Genomic DNA, 18,972 nt, shown 5'->3' with positions numbered 1-18,972 from the left:
CAGGCCTTTGAGCAATGTACCTTGTGTTTTGTCAAAGATGATGCCTCTGGCGGTGGAGTAAGCAATGCCAGCGAGAGTAATACCCAGGTCGCTATCGGCAACGACTATTTTCTTTTCTTCATCGAATTCGACTAATTCTTCCAGGTTATCAACATGAAAAACAAATTCGTGTGTATAGCCTGCAGAGATGCCATTGAACTGATCGGCATCATCTAACCCCTGGATGCTTATTTCCAGAAATAACCTGACGATTTTATATTCTTTTTGGTATTGGGAGTCGATTTTAAAATTGTAGTTGTAACTGGAAGAAGTGGTTTCGTTTTCAAATCCGATGTTAGCTTTGAGGGTGGTGATTTCTATGAGGTATAATTCACTGGCATCATTTTTTCAGATAAGTCAGTTATGAAACGGAATGTAGGATATATTATCATCATCATTTTTCTCGGTATTTTTCTCGTAATGAGTTATTCCCGGCAGCAGCAGCGGGTAAAGAAGATATTGGCAGAGAATGAACGGTTAAATAATGAGAATCGTCATTTAAGACAGTCATTAGACATGAGCAGTAATACTGCGCAACAGATTGCGGACAGGGCTGAGGTGAGGGAGCGGCAGAATAGTCAGGGGCAGTTTGTAGATCCAAGGATTTATTATAGAAAGAACTGGAAGCAGTTTATTGCTGTAACGAATAGTGATTACAGAACTGGTTTTCTGGGAGGGATAAAGGATCTGGATGTTATTGTGAAGAACCAGACGGAGTTTGTGGTTGATAATGTAGTGGTGTCAGTAGATTATCAGAGAGGAAATGGAGATGTATTTAAGACAGAACAGTATACTATCAGTGATATAGGTGCGAAGGGGACGAAGTCGGTGAGAGCGGCGGATAGCAGGAAGGGGCAGAAGGTAGTCATTAAGTTAGTGAGTATTACGAGTCAGTCTATGAATTTTTGCTGGGCTGTGAATAAAGTAGTAGATCCTGTTAACCCGGATCCTTTTAAATGCACGCAGGATAAGTGATTATTTATTTAGATCATAAGCAAGCACCTTTTAAATGCACGCCTGATAAGTGATTATCTTTGGGACATGTTATCGTTCCAGTACACAAAAATTATTTCACCTGAAGTGATTGCATTGTATGAGGCAGCCTTTCCTGAGGAGGAGCGGCGGCCTTTGCCTGCGCAACAGCGGTTGCTGGTGGAGGGGGCTTTGCAGTTGCTGAAGGTGATGGAGGGGGGGAGGTTTGTAGGGTTTGTGTTTTGTTGGGGATTGACGGATTTCACGTTTATAGAGCATTTTGCGATCGATCCTGCTATGAGAGGGCAGGGGACAGGTACGAAGGTCATCACCTTATTATTTGAGCGATTTGGAAGGTTAGTATTAGAAACAGAGTTGCCACATACCCTTGATGCGCAACGGCGAATCCGGTTCTATGAAGCGCTGGGGTTTGGTGCATTTTCCACACCTTATTTACAGCCTCCTTATAGGGAAGGTTGGGAACCATTACAATTGATCTTAATGCAGAAAGGTATGTTCCTTGAGGAACATACCTTTTCAAAAGTCAGCAATGAAATATATCGGGAGGTTTATGGTCTCTGATAATTAAAGGCTGGCAATATTACCTTTCAGTTCTGCGTGGTGCAGTACGGGAAGGTTGGGATTGCGGCTGTTGCTGTTGCTGTTGTTGCTGTTGCTGTTGTTGCTGTTGTTGTACCCGTTGCTGCTGCTGTGGCTGCACTCTTTGCTGCTGTTGCTGCTGCTGGGTACGTTGTTGCTGTTGCTGTTGCTGAACTCTCTGCTGTTGTTCCTGTTGCGCTCTTTGTTGCTGTTGTTGTTGCTGGATACGCTGTTGTTGGTCCTGTTGAGTCCTTTGCTGTTGCTGATTTTGCTGTACCCTTTGCTGATTTTGCTGCTGCTGAACACGTTGTTGCTGCTGTTGTTGACGAACACGTTGCTGCTGCTGTTGCTGCTGCTGATTACGTTGCTGATCATTTACCTGCGTGCGCGTACTGGTATTGGGCGTAGGCGTTGAAGGCGTGGTACGATCAGGCCTGTTAGAATTGTTATTCCTGTCAAGGCCCCTGTCAGAATTGCGATTGTCGTTCCGGTCATTGTTAATGTTGTTTGTGTTATTATTATTGTTGTTTCTATTATCGACCCTGTTAGGGACGTTGTTATTGTTATTATCATTCCTGTTAGGGAGGTTATTATTATTGTTATTGTTTCCCCTGTTAGGAACGTTATTATTCCTGTTATCCACCCTGTTAGGGACGTTATTATTATTCGGACTGTTAGGTCTATCGAAGTTATTCCTGTTATTACCATTCCCGTTGGAGAAGTTCCGGTTCTGCTGACCCTGACGTAAGTCATTTGGGTTAGGGCGATACACACGTACCTGGTCATTGCCTATTGAACCACGACCTGGACGATCACTGTTTTCCACACGCATTGGACGAATGTTTGTCCTGGTGTAGCGTTCCACATCTCTGGTGGCAGGGCCACGGTAGTAGGTGCGGTTATTAATAATAGTGGTATTATTAATTATGGTAGTACGGTTATAAATTTCTACTCTATTATTATGAGGTACATAATACCGGCTTACATAAGCATTGGTAATGTACTGGCAGGGTACGAATGACCAGTAAGAAACGGGAATATTCACACTCACGCCGATGCTCATACCAGGACCTAAAGGTGCCCAGCCATAATAATCGGTACTGTTTCTCCAACTCACCCATGCTGGTCCCCATTCGTAGCCTGGGATCCAGAGCCAACCATAATAGTCGTCATATGTCCAGCGACCGTAGTGGAAAGGTGCCCATCCCCAATCGTAATCAGACATCCAGGTCCAACCATAGTCAGTGTATACCCAGTGACCATTGGTAGAGTAGGGTTGGAAATCAGGTCCGGCATTTGGAATCCAGCAGTCTCCGTAACCTCCATAGTTGACCCAGCGGCCATAAGGGCTAAGGGCATCGTAGAAGCCGCCATCGGAAACCTGAAAGTCTTGTGGAGGGCGGGCAGCTACACAGGACATACCTGGGAGTGCAGCAAAGGAGGCTGCTATAGCTATTGTGAAAATATATCGTTTAATGTTTTTCATATATGTAATCTTTTGGCGGCTGATTACTTTAATGTATAGGATTTAGTTCTACAGCAGTAAAGGAATCAATTGAAATTTAATAGTTTACGAATGAGTAGTGTATAACAGTTGATCAAGTGTTATTGCTGGCTTAGGCTGGCCTGCTGCATTCATATTCGGATGTTCGCGGTGTCAGAATTTAGCTTGATTAAATAAAATCAAATCCTGTGCCGGATTACTTAAATGCTGAGCTGTAGCGGGTTTTAATGGTTTTGCGGGACTGATTTTAGCATAATGCTAACATTTGTATGATTATGTATGTGGATAAGAATGATGACAATCATGCATGACAAATGGCCGGGACCTGTTATTTTTACACCTGAGAATGCATCATAATTATGTCTAACATAATTAGCGCAAAGCCACGTTTAAAAGGGAATTTCGGCGGAATATCCACGGTATTTTGAATTTCCCCTATTAACTGTTACCTTTGCGGCAAAATTAACAAACCGCTCATTTTAAGCATTTATAAACCTCTTAAAAATATGCCTAACACAGGTAAGATCAAGCAAATTATCGGTCCAGTGGTGGACGTCCACTTCGACGGGAAGCTACCCGAAATCTACAATGCACTGGAAATTACCCGCGAAAATGGTCAGAAGGTAGTGCTGGAAGTTCAGCAGCACCTTGGCGAAGATAGCGTTCGTTGCGTTGCAATGGACTCTACAGACGGTTTCGTAAGGGGAATGGTGGTAACAGACAAGGGTGCTCCTATTAAAATGCCGGTGGGCGATGGTATTAAGGGTCGCTTGTTCAACGTGGTAGGTGAGGCTATTGACGGTCTGGGTGATATTGATACTACAAATGGTTATCCTATTCACCGTAAGCCTCCTCGTTTCGAGGATCTGGCTACAGATACAGAAGTATTATTTACTGGTATCAAAGTAATTGACCTGATCGAACCATATGCAAAAGGTGGTAAGATTGGATTGTTTGGTGGTGCTGGTGTAGGTAAAACAGTATTGATCCAGGAGCTGATCAACAACATTGCGAAAGGTTACGAAGGTTTGTCTGTGTTTGCAGGTGTGGGTGAGCGTACCCGTGAAGGTAATGACCTGATGCGTGAAATGATCGAAGCTGGTATCGTTAAATATGGTGAAAAATTTGTTGAATCCATGGAACATGGTGGATGGGATCTGGCAGCTGTTGATAAAGAACAACTGAAAGAATCTCAGGCTACATTTATCTTTGGTCAGATGAACGAACCTCCTGGTGCCCGTGCACGTGTTGCATTGTCTGGTCTGACTATTGCAGAATATTTCCGTGATGGAGATGGTACTGCAGGTGGTGGTAAGGATATCCTGTTTTTCGTTGACAACATCTTCCGTTTCACTCAGGCAGGTTCTGAAGTATCCGCGTTGTTAGGCCGTATGCCTTCTGCGGTGGGTTATCAGCCTACACTGGCTACAGAGATGGGTCTGATGCAGGAGCGTATCACTTCAACCAAGAATGGTTCCATCACTTCCGTACAGGCGGTGTATGTACCTGCGGATGACTTGACTGACCCTGCTCCGGCTACAACATTTGCGCACCTGGATGCTACTACGGTATTGGATCGTAAGATCTCTGACCTTGGTATCTATCCTGCGGTGAGCCCACTGGATTCTACATCACGTATTCTTTCTCCTACTATCGTAGGTGAAGCACACTACAACTGTGCACAGCGTGTGAAGATGATTCTGCAACGTTATAAAGAACTGCAGGATATCATCGCGATTCTTGGTATGGATGAATTGAGCGACGAAGATAAACTCACAGTAAGCCGTGCACGTCGTGTACAGCGTTTCCTGTCACAGCCTTTCCACGTAGCAGAACAGTTTACTGGTCTGAAAGGTGTACTGGTTCCGATCGAAGAAACTATCAAAGGTTTCAACATGATCATGGATGGAGAAGTTGATGAGTATCCGGAAGCAGCATTCAACCTGGTAGGTAACATCGAAGCAGCTATCGAGAAAGGTAAGAAACTGCTGGAAGCAGCTAAGAACTAATTCATTTATCACCCTTAACTTTTAATATGTTATTAGAAGTATTAACACCTGAAAAAAAACTGTACTCTGGCGAAGTGTATGGCGTACAGTTGCCAGGGATAGACGGCTCTTTTGAAGTGCTGAATAATCACGCGCCGTTGATTGCCGCATTGGGCAAGGGCAGAATGAAAGTGCTGAAAGATAAGTCACAGAATGAATTCTATAACATAGAAGGTGGTTTTGTGGAAGTACTAAGGAATAAAGCGACTGTGCTTGTAGAAGGTGCAGCAGCAATATAACTGAAATAGCGAATAGCTATAAATGAAATAGGCCGGGTAGGATTACCCGGCCTTCGTTTTGTCCTAACTATTCCAATCTAATTAATAATTACCCTGTTTAAGGAGCGCAGTAGGATTACTGGCCAGGGCGTCTTACAATCAGGACCCACGCCGCGCAGGATACAAGTATCCTACAGCCGCAATTGGGCCTGTTCCTATGAAAATGAATATCTTATATTATGTAATGATTTTTTTAATTGTATAACTGTCACATTTATCACAAACCCCTGACCGGAAGTAGAGGGTAAGTGATTATATTTTAGTTGTTTCAATTATAGTCCAGGAAGGCATACGTAACATGTGTATCGGTTTGTCCTTCATAGGTGTTTATACTTCGGTTTAGTTCACATTTTTCCAATCATAATACTGATAAACAGGGTCACCAACAATAGATTGCTCTGACTACATTACTATTTTGCTCAAGCAAGATATTTGATTTTTTTTAAATATCCTCGTGCTGAGTGGTCGCTGGGGGATACTAAAATCCAGCCAACAACGTTAGTCGTTGGAACTGAGTCTTTAGGCTTGTAAATATTTTTTTCTTTTTTTTCCACAATAAGCTATTTACAGCTCATCAGTGGCATACGGTGCAGTATACACGTTACTAATTTAATAATGGATCTATGGGGAAGTTGGCCATGATGGCAAAGTTACTGCCCAGGTTCTTTAAAGCCTGTTTCCAAATGTTTTCATCTTTTTCATCGAAGATGAGGGCTTTACTGCTGGCTGAAAGTATCCAGCTTTTTTCATTTAATTCATTGTCAAGCTGTCCACTACTCCAACCGGAATAGCCGATGAAGAAACGGATCTTATTGATATCGAGTTTGCCTGCATTGATCATGTTCACTACCTTATCAAATTCGCCACCCCAGTATACACCGTTGATGATTTCGAAACCTCCTTTGATGAGTTCTGGTTGTTGGTGAACGAAGTGAATGGTGTCTATCTGCACCGGGCCTCCGTAATAGACAGGGATGTTGGGAATCAATATGTCCGGAACGAGGTCGTGCAGATTTTGATCGAAACGTTTGTTGAGTACAAAGCCAAAACTTCCTTTATTGGATTGGTGCTCGCAGAGTAGTACTACGGTGCGGGCAAAGTTTGGATCTTTAAGGAACGGGTCAGAAATAAGCAATATTCCAGGCGACAAGGTTACCATACACATTCAGTTTTATCACTTACTCAAATTTAACTAATTGAATGCAAGTAGAATAGAATTTATTAGAGATTTCGTTAGAGATTGGAGAAAGTTTAACAAACTTAGGAGGGTTTGAATTGGCCAGCGGCGGCAGGAAAGACGGCTTATTGTGGGGCTGTGGCCCTGTTGGAAAATTGACTGTGGCAGTGAGGAATGCGTGTTTTTTGAGGCGAATGCAGGCTGCAAAATTTCTAAAAAAATAAAGGAGGCTAGAAAGCCTCCTTACCATTTTATCAACCAAAATCTAAATCGCTTGATGGAACGAATCCATGTCGATGTATGTAGAATAATTAAAATTGCTTGTTTGTTAAACTGTTACATCAAATTTAGTACCAGTTTGATATAGCAAATGTACGTAAAGAAAGAGAATTATAAACGCCTTTTGCCAGTTAAAATTACGTTAAAGTGGTGTTTATTTGCTTGACCCAAGCTGGTAAAAGGTTTTAGCGTATTAATTTTATATTAACGTTGCTATAGCAAATATCCAGTTTTAACAAAATAAGCGCTGGAACGCTCACTGAATGTGAGTATATTGTGCGCTTTACGAGCATCCTGAAATGGTACCACTGAAGAAAGTCTTTCCCATCATTGTGGTGTTAATTACACTATCCTTGCTGGGCCTCATTTACATCCAGTTTAGCTGGATCCATAACGCCTCTATCGTACGCAGAGAGCAAATTGAAGAACGCGCTATCAATGTACTTGATAGGGTGCGTGAAGAAATGCTTGCACGGTCCGGTCCCGCTATTCGCCTGAAAATGAATGGTACCGGGGTCAGGCCTACCGAAAGAGGTTTAACGATCGATAAGTTCAATACCCTTGACCTGAATATAGCGGTCAGTGACCGCTTCACAACCGCAGAGGTGAGAAACCTGCTCATCAGCGGACTGAAACGCGAAGGGCTTGATACTACCTTCGAATTCGCGATCGTAGGCAAAGGTAACTTTGGGGAAAGCAGTATTAAAATGCAGTCTGCCGGCTTCCCTAATATGGCCACCGCTGTTGCCCGGGATAGTGTAAACTACCTCGTGAAATACATGCCTCTGTTAGGTAGCTATGAATACATGACGGATAATACGGAAACAATGGTGGTACTGCAACCTCGTAACAACATGTCTTTCCTGCTGTCTCTCGGAAAAATGGTCGCCGGTGGTATTCTCTTTACCGGTGTGATCATCACTGCATTCGCACTCACCATCCGCACCATGCTGAACCAGAAGAAGATCTCCGAGATCAAATCTGACTTCATCAACAACATGACGCATGAGCTGAAAACCCCGCTGGCCACCATCTCGCTGGCCATTGATGCGATCGGCAATGAGAAGGTCATGGACAATAAAGAAAAGATCCGCTACTTCTCCGGTATCATCAAAGAAGAGAATAAACGTATGAACAAACAGGTGGAAAGCATTCTGCAATCTGCCTTGTTGGAGAAGAACGAAATTGGATTGAAATTGCAACCCACCGATGTGCATGAAGTAATCACGCATACGGTCGAAAATATACAGCTGCAGCTGGCTTCCAAGAATGGTCACGTTGAACTGAGACTGGATGCAATCAACCCCATCATTCAGGCTGATGACGTACATTTCTCCAACGTTATTTTCAATCTGCTGGACAATGCGATCAAGTATTCCAAAGAGAACCTGGAAGTGATCATCTCTACCTACAGCACCCGCAAGAGCCTTGTCATCACCGTATCAGATAATGGTATCGGGATGAGTCGTGATACGATTTCACGTATCTTTGAAAAATTCTATCGTGCACATACAGGTAACGTACACAATGTAAAAGGCTTCGGCCTGGGTCTCAGCTATGTAAAAGCTATCATGGATGCACACAAAGGAAAAATCAAGGTGGAAAGCGCTGTGGGTAAGGGTAGTAAGTTTACACTTGAATTCCCGCAGGACTAATTTATTATTTTTAAAAGGGGTTGTTCAATGGCATTAATCGAAAAAGAATTAGCACATTTTAGATATCCTATAGCCGTTCCCGGTATGGGTACTGCTATGCAGGAAAAACTGAAGGAAAGCCGTATCCTGGTTGTAGGTGCGGGAGGTTTAGGTAGTCCGGTTATTCAATACCTGAGTGCAAGTGGTGTCGGTGTAATCGGCATTGCTGATTATGGTGTAATTACTGACGAAGATATGCATCGTCAGCCTATTTACCATATGCAGGATCTGCGTAAGCACAAGGCGAAGATGGCTGCCAGCCGTCTGTGGTCCAGCAATCCTTTTACAAAACATTATCCCCTGTTGTTGCAGGTGAAACCTGAAAATATCAATCAGTTGCTGGAAGGTATGGACCTCGTCATTGATTGTTCTCAACATATGCCGACTCACCTGGTGGTGAATGATGCCTGTATCGCAAAAGGTAAACCTTTTGTAATTGGCGAGGTGCATAACTGGATCTCCTGGTGGGCTGGGTTTAATATCGCGCCATCCAGTGGTGATGCGGCAGCATCTTATCGTTGCAATATTAACCTGATTGATGAATATACCAATTTCGATGCAGGTGCTATCGGTGTAACGCATGGCGCTACCGGTATGCTGATCGTAAATGAGGTATTGAAATACCTGGCCGGTGTACCCGATGGCCTGGCGAATAAACTGTATAGTATGGATTACCTCCATAACGTATACCAAACCCATACACTCAACCCCGATGCCGGGATCCTGGCTACTACCAAAGCCAATGGCCTGCTCACCGCAGAAGCATATGGACTGGAATTAGTACCGGATATTGAAGACTAAATAAAACTTACATGTTTAGAAAGGTATTAACCTGGATCTTAGTGGTGTATGTATTGGCTGGTGCACTCCTGTACTTTTTTCAGAAGAAACTGATCTTCCATCCGATTGTAACGGCAGCTGATGCTACCTATCATTTTGATGTGCCGTTTCAGGAGATGAATATCAGGGTGAATGACAAGACTACCATCAATGCGATCCTTTTTAAAGCTGAACAGCCCAAAGGGATTGTGGTGTATTTTCATGGGAATGCACAGAATGTATCTTATTATGCTTACGTGAGTCAGTACTTTGCCAAACATGGGTATGAGGTGTTGATGATGGATTATCCTGGTTTTGGTAAGAGTACGGGTCCATTGACGGAAGATGATCTGTATGCGGATGCATTGCAGATGTACCAGGTGGCGAGGTCTCGTTTTTCTCCGGATAGTATTATCATTTATGGGAGGTCTTTGGGTACAGGCATTGCTGCGCAACTGGCTAGTATCAGGGATTGTAAGCGACTTGTATTGGAGGCGCCTTATTATAATCTGACGGATATGGCGATGAAGATGGCGCCGATTTATCCGTATGGGTTTATGTTGAATTATAAGTTTCCGACGAATGAATATTTGCAGAAAGTGACGGCGCCGGTTACGATAATTCATGGTACGGATGATAGGACGGTGCCTTATGAGTCGGGGATGAAGTTGAAGGAGTATTTTAAGAAGGGGGATAGTTTTATTACGATTCCAGGTGCAGGGCATAATAATTTGAAGGAGTATCCGCTGTTTGGAAAGACAGTTGAAGGATTGGTGAAATAAATTATTAAATAAATATTCCAATAAAAAATGCTCCTGCCTTCGGCACGGGCATTTTTTATTGGAATGAGGCCTGCAGCCGGCTTTTAGAGGAGCTAATGCAATAGCGACCGGCTTCTAGCGCTTTTAAAATTGCGAATTTAAGAGCGGCCGGCTTTTAGAGAAGTGTCCTTAAAATTTATGAACGATCTATTAGTTTGCAGGTTTTTTCGCCGATTTGCAAATCATGCGTGACACCCAGTTTCAATGTATAATTCTCATGGGTATGACCTACCGGAAATCCATATGCCACCGGGTATTCATAATCCTTTACAATATTGTGTATAATCTCATATTCATTCTGACCGAAAGGCGTAGTTGTTTCCTGCGGGTCTGTAAATGTACCCACTACTAAGCCTGCCAGTTTATCGAGCCAACCCGCTCTTTTCAGGTTGTGCATCATTCCATCTACTCTATAGCGATATTCACCTACATCTTCCAGTACCAGTATTTTACCCTTGGTATCAGGTTGAGAAACGGTGCCTGACAGGTTGGCCAGCAATGTGAGATTGCCACCAATGAGCTGGCCGGATGCTTTGCCAGTGCGGTTCAGGGCATGTGGCTCAAAGCTGTATCTGTAGTTTTTTCCTCTCAGGGCCAGGCGCAGACTTTCTACATACACATTTTCCACAGTTTCAGGGCGGATGCCGCTACACATCACAGAATGGAGTGTAGGAATGCCATATTGCCGGTGAATATGTCCATGGAGGGCAGTTACATCGCTATAACCACATATCCATTTGGGATGCTTGCGGAACTTCCTGAAATCCAACTGATCCAGCAGACAAATCATGCCATAACCACCACGGCCAAAAACGATCGCTTTGATTTCCGGATCATCCAGCATATCCTGTAGCTCTTCCAGCCTCAGCTCATCAGGTGCGGAAAAGTTGTGAAAACTGGTGCCCACCGTGATACCCAGGTGTACACGGTATCCCCAGGAGGTGAATACGCCAGCTGCATATTCTGCTGCCTGTAAATCCATTTTACTACTACTACAGGTGACGCCTATAAGGTCACCTTTTTTCAGATATGGAGGAATTTTCATTGTTCTACGCTTTAAGTTACCTTTGCAACCTGCGAATGACGAATTCGCGAGACAAGCCCCACTTTTTTGCTGGGAGTTTTAACAGGGCTAAGTTGATAAATACTTTTCGCTCTTCCAAAAGGATAAAATAGATTTCAAGATTATTTCAGTTAACATGGCAAAATTTAACAGATATCTAATCACGGCTGCCCTGCCTTATGCCAACGGACCAGTTCATATTGGTCACCTGGCGGGTTGTTACCTCCCTGCTGATATCTATGTGCGCTACCTGCGTGCAAAGAAAGCAGATGTCAAATTCATTGGGGGCACCGATGAGCATGGAGTTCCCATTCTCATCAAAGCCCTGAAAGAAGGTGTAACGCCACAGGATATTGTGGACAAGTATCATAAGATCATTTCCGAAAGCTTTGCTGATATGGGCATCTCTTTTGATATCTTTTCCCGTACCACCAAACAAATCCATCATGAAACCGCTGCAGCCTTCTTTAAGAAGATGTACGACGATGGCCTGTTTGAAGAAAAGGAGACTGAACAATTCTATGACGATGTGGCCAAGGTATTCCTGGCTGACAGATATATAGTAGGTACCTGCCCTAAATGTGGTAATCCTAATGCATATGGTGACCAGTGCGAACGCTGTGGTACGAGTCTCAGTCCTGACGACCTGATTTCACCACGCTCTACCCTGAGTGATGCGGTGCCTGTGAAGAAGAAAACCAAACATTGGTACATGCCACTCCAGAATTATGAACCATTCCTGAAAGAGTGGTTGCTGGAAGGTCATAAGGAATGGAAAAACAATGTGTATGGTCAGTGTAAAAGCTGGCTGGACAGTGGTTTGCAGAGCCGCGCCATGACCCGTGACAGTGAGTGGGGGATTAAAGTTCCGCTGCCTGATGCAGAAGGAAAGGTATTGTACGTATGGTTCGATGCACCGATTGGGTATATCTCTGCGACCAAAGAACTGACGCCTAACTGGGAAGATTACTGGTGTAAAGAAGATTCCAAGCTGGTACACTTTATTGGAAAAGATAATATCGTATTCCACTGTATCATATTCCCATCCATGCTGAAAGCGCATGGCGGATTTGTATTGCCTGAGAATGTACCTGCGAATGAGTTCCTGAACATTGAAGGAGATAAGATCTCTACTTCACGTAACTGGGCGGTGTGGGTGCATGATTATGTGAAGGATTTTCCTGGTCAGGAAGATATTCTGCGTTATGTACTGTGTGCGACTGCACCGGAGACGAAGGATAATGACTTTTCTTGGAAAGATTTCCAAGATCGCAATAACAACGAACTGACGGATAACTTTAGCAACTTTGTGAATCGTACCCTCGTGTTGACTCACAAATTCTGCAATGGTAAGGTGCCTCCTTTCCACATGGATGTGAAGGATGATGCAGATGACAGAGTACTGAGCACCGTGATGGAATCCAAAAGGAAAATTGAGGAGTCTCTGGAAAACTATCGTTTCAGGGAAGCGCTGGCGGAGGTGATGAATGTATCCCGTTTTGGCAACCAATACCTGCAAGGTAAAGCACCATGGACATTGGCGAGTAAAGGAAAGCAGGAAGGAAATCAGAAACTGATTGACAACTGTATACATTTATGCTTACAGCTGACAGCTAACCTGGCTATCTTGTCCAATCCATTCATGCCTGGTACTGCCAAAAAGATCTGCCATATGCTGAAAGTGGTAGACCGTATGTTGGAATGGGAAAATGCAGGTAGCCTGAAACTGGTAAATACTGGTTATGCAATGCGTGAACCGCAATACTTGTTCACCAGAATTGAAGACGCTAAAATCCAGGAACAAGTGGAAAAATTACATGCTGGCTTAGTTAAGCCTGTTGAAGCAGCTCCTGCTGCGGAACCAGCTCCTGTAAAGGACGATATTCAATACGACGATTTCGCAAAACTGGACCTCCGCGTAGGTACCATCGTTGAGGCTGAAAAAGTAAAGAAAGCAGATAAACTGCTGAAATTACTGGTAGATATCGGTACAGAAAAACGTACCGTAGTTTCCGGTATTGCCCTGCACTATACACCTGAAGAAATCATTGGCAAACAGGTAACACTGGTGGCTAACCTGGCTCCCCGTAAAATGAAGGGGATCGATAGCCAGGGTATGATCCTGATGGCGGAAGATGCAGCTGGCAAGCTCGTATTTGTAAATCCTGATGTGGAAACTGCACCAGGAAGTGAAGTGAGATAACATTTGATATGTAATAAGATAGATACCCTCCGGCTCATCACCGGAGGGTTTTTTATGCAGGATATCGGCATAATATCCTATATTCATTTACCGATAAAAAATTACGCGTTCTATGAAAAGACACATCCATAAGGTGGCCGTTTTAGGTTCTGGCGTGATGGGTTCCCGTATTGCAGCTCATTTTGCCGGGATAGGCGTACAGGTATTGTTGCTGGATATAGCCCCCAAAGAACTCAATGATGCAGAAAAGGCCAAAGGTTTGTCCCTCGAAAGCAAAGCGGTAAGAAACCGTATTGTCAACGATGCTCTGCAATCCACGTTAAAATCGAATCCTTCCCCTGTGTACACGAAGGAGGTTGTAAAACTGATTCGTACCGGAAACTTTACTGACGACATGTCCCAGATTGCCAACGTAGACTGGATCATTGAAGTTGTGGTAGAGAACCTGGACGTGAAGAAATCCGTTTTTGAGCAGGTGGAGAAATTCCGGAAACCGGGTACGTTGATTACGTCCAATACTTCCGGCATTCCTATTCACCTGATGGCGGAAGGCAGGAGTGAAGACTTCCAGAAACATTTCTGCGGTACTCACTTTTTTAACCCTCCCCGTTACCTGCGTTTACTTGAAATTATTCCTACTCCACATACAGACCCGGCCATCATCAGTTTCCTGATGGAGTACGGAGACCTGTACCTGGGTAAAACGACCGTGCTCTGTAAGGATACGCCTGCCTTTATTGCAAATAGGGTTGGGGTATTTTCTATCATGGCCATTTTCCACATTATGCAGGAGATGGACCTGAATATTGATGAAGTAGATACACTCACTGGTCCGGTCATCGGCAGACCCAAATCTGCTACTTTCCGTACTGCTGATGTGGTGGGGATTGATACCCTTGTGAAGGTGGCGAAGGGGGTAAAAGAGAATTGTCCGGATGATGAAGCCATCGACATTTTTGTGATTCCTCCATTCCTTGAAAAAGTTGTGGAAAACAAGTGGCTGGGTGATAAAACGGGACAGGGCTTTTACAAAAAGACCAAAGGCGAAGGGGGCAAGGAGATCTTAACCCTGAACCTGAAAACAATGGAATATGGTCCTAAACAGCGACCCAAATTTGCCAGTCTGGAAGCGGCCAAACCCGTGGAAGATCTGAAGCAACGTCTGCGTATGCTGGCAGCGGCTACAGATAAGGCAGGACAGTTTTACCAACAGTTTCACACGTTATTGTTTGCTTATATTTCTAATCGTCTCCCTGAAATAGCAGACGATCTGTATAAGGTAGATGATGCCATGAAAGCCGGCTTTGGCTGGGAGATTGGTGCTTTTGAAACCTGGGATCTGCTGGGGGTGGAAAAGACAGTGCAGGCGATGTCTGAAAAAGATATCAAGGTAGCGAAGTGGGTGCAGGAGATGCTGGCCAAAGGCATCAAACATTTCTATAAAGTAGAAAACGGTAAGAAATATTATTACGATATTACTACCCAGGATTATAAAGTACTGCCTGGTGCAGACACGTTCGTCATCCTCGAAAATCTCTCTGGTAATGTCGTGTGGAAAAACAGTGCATGTACCCTGTATGATATTGGTGATGGTATTGTGACCCTTGATTGGAAAACCAAGATGAACACCATTGGTGGGGAAGTGCTGGAAGGTGTGAATAAAGCGATTGATCGTGCGGAAAAAGATTTCCGTGGCTTGATCTTAGCCAATGAAGGGGCGAATTTTTCTGCAGGTGCAAATGTGGGCATGATCTTCATGCTTGCGGCTGAGCAGGAATATGATGAGTTGGATATGGCCGTGAGATTGTTCCAGAAAACAACGATGCGACTGCGCTATTCTTCCATTCCAACGATCGTGGCGCCACATGCGTTGACGTTAGGTGGTGGTTGTGAAATGTGTTTGCATGCAGATAAAGTACAGGCAGCTGCTGAATCTTATATCGGACTGGTAGAACTGGGTGTGGGCCTGATACCTGGAGGTGGTGGTACAAAGGAAATGACGGTGAGGGCCAGTGATGAATTTAAAGAAGGCAGGATTGAAGAAGAGCCGCTGAAAGATCGTTTTATGGCGATCGCTATGGCGAAAGTAAGTACCTCTGGCAAAGAAGCTTTTGACCTGGGTATACTGAGAGCTGGTCATGACGAGATCACCATGAACCAGTCAAGGTTGATTGCAGATGCGAAGCGTAGTGTACTGCAAATAGCAGAAGAAGGATATACCCGTCCTATAGAACGCAAAGATATTAAGGTGCTGGGGCGTGGAGCCTTAGGCATGTTGCTGACCGGCATACATAGTATGCGGTTTGGTAATTATATCTCTGATCATGATTCAAAAATTGCCGGTAAACTGGCTTACGTGATGTGTGGCGGTGACCTGACAGAGGCCAGTGTAGTAAGCGAACAGTACCTGCTGGACCTGGAAAGAGAGGCGTTTTTGAGCCTGGCTGGTGAACGAAAGACGCTGGAAAGATTGCAAAGCGTGATCAAAACCGGCAAACCCATACGGAATTAGCGCACCATATAACTTATGTCTATACTTACACTTCGGAACATTTCAAAAAGATATGGTTCCCTACAAGCGCTGCGCGAGGTCTCCTTTGAGGTGCCTCGCGGCAGTGTTTTTGGTATTCTTGGTCCTAACGGAAGTGGCAAGACCACGCTGTTAGGTATTGTGACGGATGTATTGAAAGCGGATACCGGGGACTTTACCTTGTTTGACCAGCTACCCACTGCAACGCAAAGGCGACAGATCGGCACTTTGCTGGAAACCCCCAACTTCTATCACTACCTGTCGGGGTTCAGGAATTTACAGATTACAGCAGCTGTGAAACAGCGGGATGAAAAGGACATTGCCCGGGTGCTGGAGATTGCGGGGTTAACTGCCCGGCAACATGCTGCATTCAAAACTTATTCCCTGGGCATGAAGCAACGGCTGGCAATTGCCAATACCTTGCTGGGAGACCCGGATGTACTGATCCTGGATGAACCTTCCAATGGTCTGGATCCCGCAGGGATTGCAGAAGTCAGGGGATTGATCAAACAACTGGCGCAATCGGGGAAGACCATTATTATGGCCAGTCACCTGCTGGATGAAGTGGAAAAGGTGTGTACCCATGTGGCTGTTTTGCAAAAAGGAAAGTTGCTGACATCAGGACCTGTGAATACGGTGATGGTGAGAGAGGATTTTGTGGAGATCGGGAGTAGTGATATGAATGGATTGGAGGTTTTAATCAGGCAGCATCCCATGTTTGGGAATTTGTCGATAGGGGATGGCGTGTTGCAAGTGTTTTTCAACGGTGTTGTAGATCCCGGAGAGCTGAATAGCTGGCTGGCAGGACAGGGCATCTGGCTCAATCATTTACAGGTAAGGAGGAAGAGTCTGGAATCAGCTTTCCTTGAAATGACACAAAACTGAAGTTATGCTGAACATAATAAGAATAGAATGGCTGAAGGTAAAGAACTACCGGACATTCTGGATTTTACTGATACTGGCCATCATCGTGATCCCTGCATCCAATATGATCGTAGCGGATGTGGTGAGTCGGATACCCAAGCAGGCTACAGATCTGCTGGGGAAGAACTTTTATGATTTTCCTGTGGTATGGCAGACGGTGGCGAATGTGAATAGCTTTACCTCCGTCATCTTTGGATTGCTCCTGGTGACGCTGGTGACAAATGAATTTTCTTATAAAACCCACCGGCAACAGGTGATTGACGGCTGGGAACGGATGGATCTGGTGTTGTCAAAGGTTTTCTGGGTAGTAGCCCTGTCCCTGATAGCGTTTGTGGTGAGTTTTATAACAGCTATTGCTTTTGGCACTGCTTATAGCGCTTTTAATTTTAGCTTTGAGGGAGTACAGTTTCTGTTCTTCTATTTTTTGCAGGTGCTGGTGTCGTTGTCACTGGCATTGCTGTTGGGTATGTTTATCAAGCGGTCCGGACTGGCCACGGTGATCTACCTGGGGTATGCCATGGTGCTGGAACAGTTGCTGACAGTGGGGGTGAAGCACTTTTTCGGGCCGATTGGGGGATTGTTGCCTTTGCAGGCGGGAGATGAGTTATTGCCTTTCCCGGTGGTGGATAAAGTGCTGCCGAGCAGTGCTGATTATGGTCATGGCGTGTACGAAATCACAATAATCCTGTACATCGCACTGTTTATAGGGCTCACATGCAGAAGGATGCTAAAGGTAGATTATTAAGAAATTAACATTCTTTATCAAGGTAATATATTTAAGAATATTAAATTTGTTGTCAGAAGAGAATGACTATTAAGGATTAAAATAATTAATACAGTGGCGAAGAAGGAAAAGATCATCTTAGTGACAAATGACGATGGGGTTACGGCTCCGGGTATCAAAGCGTTGATAGAAGCGGTAAAACCGCTGGGTAAAGTAGTGGTGGTAGCGCCAGATAGCCCGCAATCGGGTAAAGGGCATGCGATCACGATCGGGGTACCTTTGAGACTGGATCCTGTGGATATTTTTGAAGGGGTAGAGGCCTGGCAGTGTTCCGGTACACCGGCGGACTGTGTAAAGCTGGCGAGGGATAAGATATTGCATGGATTACCGGATCTATGTGTGAGCGGTATTAATCATGGCGCGAACCATTCTATCAATGTTATCTATTCAGGCACTATGTCTGCAGCCATGGAAGCAGCGATAGAGGGTGTTCCATCAGTAGGATTCTCTTACCTGGATTATAGTTTTGATGCTGACTTCTCTTTGTGTAAGGAGGTGGCTCATTCCGTGGCAAAGCAGATGCTGGAATCAGCGTTGCCGGGGGGAACATTGTTAAATGTGAATATACCTATTGTGCAAAAGGCAGAGTTCAAAGGAGTGAAGGTGGTCAGACAGGCAGATGCGAAATATGTGGAGACCTTTGATGAGAGAAGGGATCCTAGAGGGAAGAAATATTACTGGCTGACGGGAGAGTTTACAAACAGGGATAATGGAGATGATACGGATGTGTGGGCGTTGGCGAATAACTATGCGTCGCTGGTGCCTGTACAGTTTGATCTGACGGATTATAAAATGAAAAAAGAATTAGAGAAAATCTGGAAATAATAAGCATTAGCGCTAGAAAACCCAAATCACCGCACATTATAACAGTTATTTATGTTTAGAAAAGATAATCTTCCTTTGGGCATTATATTGGGGGTCTTTACCCCGGTTATTGCTTTTTTCCTGTACTATGTATTTTTTGTGATGATGCCGAGGCATATAAGCCTGGGAGAGTTTTTCACGATGATAAGTGATAATAAGCAGATGCAACCGAAGTTGATCAGTATTTGTTTGTTGTTGAATGGGCTGGTGTTTTATTTGTATACAAGGATTAAGAGAGATGTGACGGCGAAGGGGATTTTTCTGGTGACGATGTTGTATGCGATTCTGATTATTTTGTTGAAGATATTGCATGGGTAAGAGAAATTTAATTAAAATAAAAAGAACGGTTTCGCCATCAGGTGAAACCGTTCTT

At 44.3% G+C, this 18,972-nt stretch carries 16 protein-coding genes; 13 read left to right on the top strand and 3 right to left on the bottom strand.

Going from position 1 to position 18,972, the window contains the following annotated elements; all coding sequences use genetic code 11:
- Positions 1-402 precede the first annotated feature (402 nt).
- Positions 403-1,014, top strand: coding sequence for a hypothetical protein (locus QQL36_RS01940; RefSeq protein ID WP_083720268.1), 612 nt, complete (start codon positions 403-405; stop codon positions 1,012-1,014).
- Positions 1,015-1,080: 66 nt separating this feature from the next.
- Positions 1,081-1,593, top strand: coding sequence for a GNAT family N-acetyltransferase (locus tag QQL36_RS01935; RefSeq protein ID WP_083720269.1), 513 nt, complete (start codon positions 1,081-1,083; stop codon positions 1,591-1,593).
- Between the two features lie 19 nt (positions 1,594-1,612).
- Here QQL36_RS01935 and QQL36_RS01930 read toward each other — a convergent pair whose 3' ends face one another.
- Positions 1,613-3,097: a DUF6600 domain-containing protein gene (locus tag QQL36_RS01930; RefSeq protein WP_321568700.1), complete on the bottom strand. Its 1,485-nt coding sequence runs from the start codon at positions 3,095-3,097 to the stop codon at positions 1,613-1,615.
- A 524-nt stretch (positions 3,098-3,621) separates the two neighbouring features.
- On the opposite strand from QQL36_RS01930, the gene atpD reads away from it, so the two are divergent.
- Together atpD and atpC are read left to right on the top strand one after the other, a co-directional pair.
- A complete protein-coding gene (gene atpD, locus QQL36_RS01925; protein WP_083720272.1) occupies positions 3,622-5,124 on the top strand; it encodes a F0F1 ATP synthase subunit beta in 1,503 nt (500 codons plus the stop codon).
- Positions 5,125-5,150: 26 nt separating this feature from the next.
- Positions 5,151-5,402, top strand: a complete 252-nt coding sequence (atpC, locus tag QQL36_RS01920) for an ATP synthase F1 subunit epsilon (protein ID WP_083720273.1) — start codon at positions 5,151-5,153, stop codon at positions 5,400-5,402.
- Positions 5,403-6,045: 643 nt separating this feature from the next.
- Here atpC and QQL36_RS01915 read toward each other — a convergent pair.
- A complete protein-coding gene (locus QQL36_RS01915) occupies positions 6,046-6,600 on the bottom strand; it encodes a YqgE/AlgH family protein (RefSeq protein WP_083720274.1) in 555 nt (184 codons plus the stop codon).
- 596 nt (positions 6,601-7,196) lie between these two features.
- Here QQL36_RS01915 and QQL36_RS01910 point away from each other — a divergent pair.
- The 3 genes from QQL36_RS01910 to QQL36_RS01900 are packed head-to-tail and all read left to right on the top strand — an operon-like array spanning position 7,197 to position 10,192.
- Positions 7,197-8,552: a sensor histidine kinase gene (locus tag QQL36_RS01910; protein ID WP_083720275.1), complete on the top strand. Its 1,356-nt coding sequence runs from the start codon at positions 7,197-7,199 to the stop codon at positions 8,550-8,552.
- Positions 8,553-8,579: 27 nt separating this feature from the next.
- On the top strand, positions 8,580-9,392 hold the full coding sequence (locus QQL36_RS01905; RefSeq protein ID WP_320577871.1) for a HesA/MoeB/ThiF family protein: 813 nt from the start codon (positions 8,580-8,582) through the stop codon (positions 9,390-9,392).
- An 11-nt stretch (positions 9,393-9,403) separates the two neighbouring features.
- On the top strand, positions 9,404-10,192 hold the full coding sequence (locus QQL36_RS01900; RefSeq protein ID WP_083720277.1) for an alpha/beta hydrolase: 789 nt from the start codon (positions 9,404-9,406) through the stop codon (positions 10,190-10,192).
- Between the two features lie 175 nt (positions 10,193-10,367).
- Here the strand turns inward: QQL36_RS01900 and QQL36_RS01895 are convergent, their stop codons facing one another.
- The gene (locus QQL36_RS01895; protein WP_321568699.1) at positions 10,368-11,276 is read right to left on the bottom strand and encodes an LD-carboxypeptidase; all 909 of its coding nucleotides are present in this window, start codon (positions 11,274-11,276) and stop codon (positions 10,368-10,370) included.
- 127 nt (positions 11,277-11,403) lie between these two features.
- On the opposite strand from QQL36_RS01895, the gene metG reads away from it, so the two are divergent.
- The 6 genes from metG to QQL36_RS01865 all read left to right on the top strand — a co-directional run bounded on the left by metG (position 11,404) and on the right by QQL36_RS01865 (position 18,917).
- Positions 11,404-13,497, top strand: a complete 2,094-nt coding sequence (metG, locus tag QQL36_RS01890) for a methionine--tRNA ligase (protein WP_321570533.1) — start codon at positions 11,404-11,406, stop codon at positions 13,495-13,497.
- 112 nt (positions 13,498-13,609) lie between these two features.
- The gene (locus QQL36_RS01885) at positions 13,610-16,009 is read left to right on the top strand and encodes a 3-hydroxyacyl-CoA dehydrogenase/enoyl-CoA hydratase family protein (protein ID WP_321568698.1); all 2,400 of its coding nucleotides are present in this window, start codon (positions 13,610-13,612) and stop codon (positions 16,007-16,009) included.
- 15 nt (positions 16,010-16,024) lie between these two features.
- The gene (locus tag QQL36_RS01880; RefSeq protein ID WP_083720281.1) at positions 16,025-16,912 is read left to right on the top strand and encodes an ABC transporter ATP-binding protein; all 888 of its coding nucleotides are present in this window, start codon (positions 16,025-16,027) and stop codon (positions 16,910-16,912) included.
- Between the two features lie 4 nt (positions 16,913-16,916).
- On the top strand, positions 16,917-17,696 hold the full coding sequence (locus tag QQL36_RS01875) for an ABC transporter permease (RefSeq protein WP_321568697.1): 780 nt from the start codon (positions 16,917-16,919) through the stop codon (positions 17,694-17,696).
- 93 nt (positions 17,697-17,789) lie between these two features.
- Positions 17,790-18,560 (top strand): 5'/3'-nucleotidase SurE, encoded by a 771-nt coding sequence (gene surE / locus QQL36_RS01870; RefSeq protein WP_083720283.1) that lies wholly within the window; start codon positions 17,790-17,792, stop codon positions 18,558-18,560.
- 51 nt (positions 18,561-18,611) lie between these two features.
- Entirely contained in the window at positions 18,612-18,917 is a 306-nt protein-coding gene (locus tag QQL36_RS01865) for a hypothetical protein (RefSeq protein WP_083720284.1), read from the top strand.
- Positions 18,918-18,972 lie beyond the last annotated feature (55 nt).

It is taken from the genome of Chitinophaga sp. LS1, assembly GCF_034274695.1.
GTDB lineage: Bacteria > Bacteroidota > Bacteroidia > Chitinophagales > Chitinophagaceae > Chitinophaga.
This window is presented reverse-complemented; position numbering and strand designations above follow the sequence as displayed.

Coding starts and splice junctions, on each gene's coding strand:
- QQL36_RS01940 (WP_083720268.1), top strand. CDS start 403: ATGAAACGGAATGTAGGATATATTATCATCATCATTTTTCTCGGTATT.
- QQL36_RS01935 (WP_083720269.1), top strand. CDS start 1,081: ATGTTATCGTTCCAGTACACAAAAATTATTTCACCTGAAGTGATTGCA.
- QQL36_RS01930 (WP_321568700.1), bottom strand. CDS start 3,097: ATGAAAAACATTAAACGATATATTTTCACAATAGCTATAGCAGCCTCC.
- atpD (WP_083720272.1), top strand. CDS start 3,622: ATGCCTAACACAGGTAAGATCAAGCAAATTATCGGTCCAGTGGTGGAC.
- atpC (WP_083720273.1), top strand. CDS start 5,151: ATGTTATTAGAAGTATTAACACCTGAAAAAAAACTGTACTCTGGCGAA.
- QQL36_RS01915 (WP_083720274.1), bottom strand. CDS start 6,600: ATGGTAACCTTGTCGCCTGGAATATTGCTTATTTCTGACCCGTTCCTT.
- QQL36_RS01910 (WP_083720275.1), top strand. CDS start 7,197: ATGGTACCACTGAAGAAAGTCTTTCCCATCATTGTGGTGTTAATTACA.
- QQL36_RS01905 (WP_320577871.1), top strand. CDS start 8,580: ATGGCATTAATCGAAAAAGAATTAGCACATTTTAGATATCCTATAGCC.
- QQL36_RS01900 (WP_083720277.1), top strand. CDS start 9,404: ATGTTTAGAAAGGTATTAACCTGGATCTTAGTGGTGTATGTATTGGCT.
- QQL36_RS01895 (WP_321568699.1), bottom strand. CDS start 11,276: ATGAAAATTCCTCCATATCTGAAAAAAGGTGACCTTATAGGCGTCACC.
- QQL36_RS01885 (WP_321568698.1), top strand. CDS start 13,610: ATGAAAAGACACATCCATAAGGTGGCCGTTTTAGGTTCTGGCGTGATG.
- QQL36_RS01880 (WP_083720281.1), top strand. CDS start 16,025: ATGTCTATACTTACACTTCGGAACATTTCAAAAAGATATGGTTCCCTA.
- QQL36_RS01875 (WP_321568697.1), top strand. CDS start 16,917: ATGCTGAACATAATAAGAATAGAATGGCTGAAGGTAAAGAACTACCGG.
- QQL36_RS01865 (WP_083720284.1), top strand. CDS start 18,612: ATGTTTAGAAAAGATAATCTTCCTTTGGGCATTATATTGGGGGTCTTT.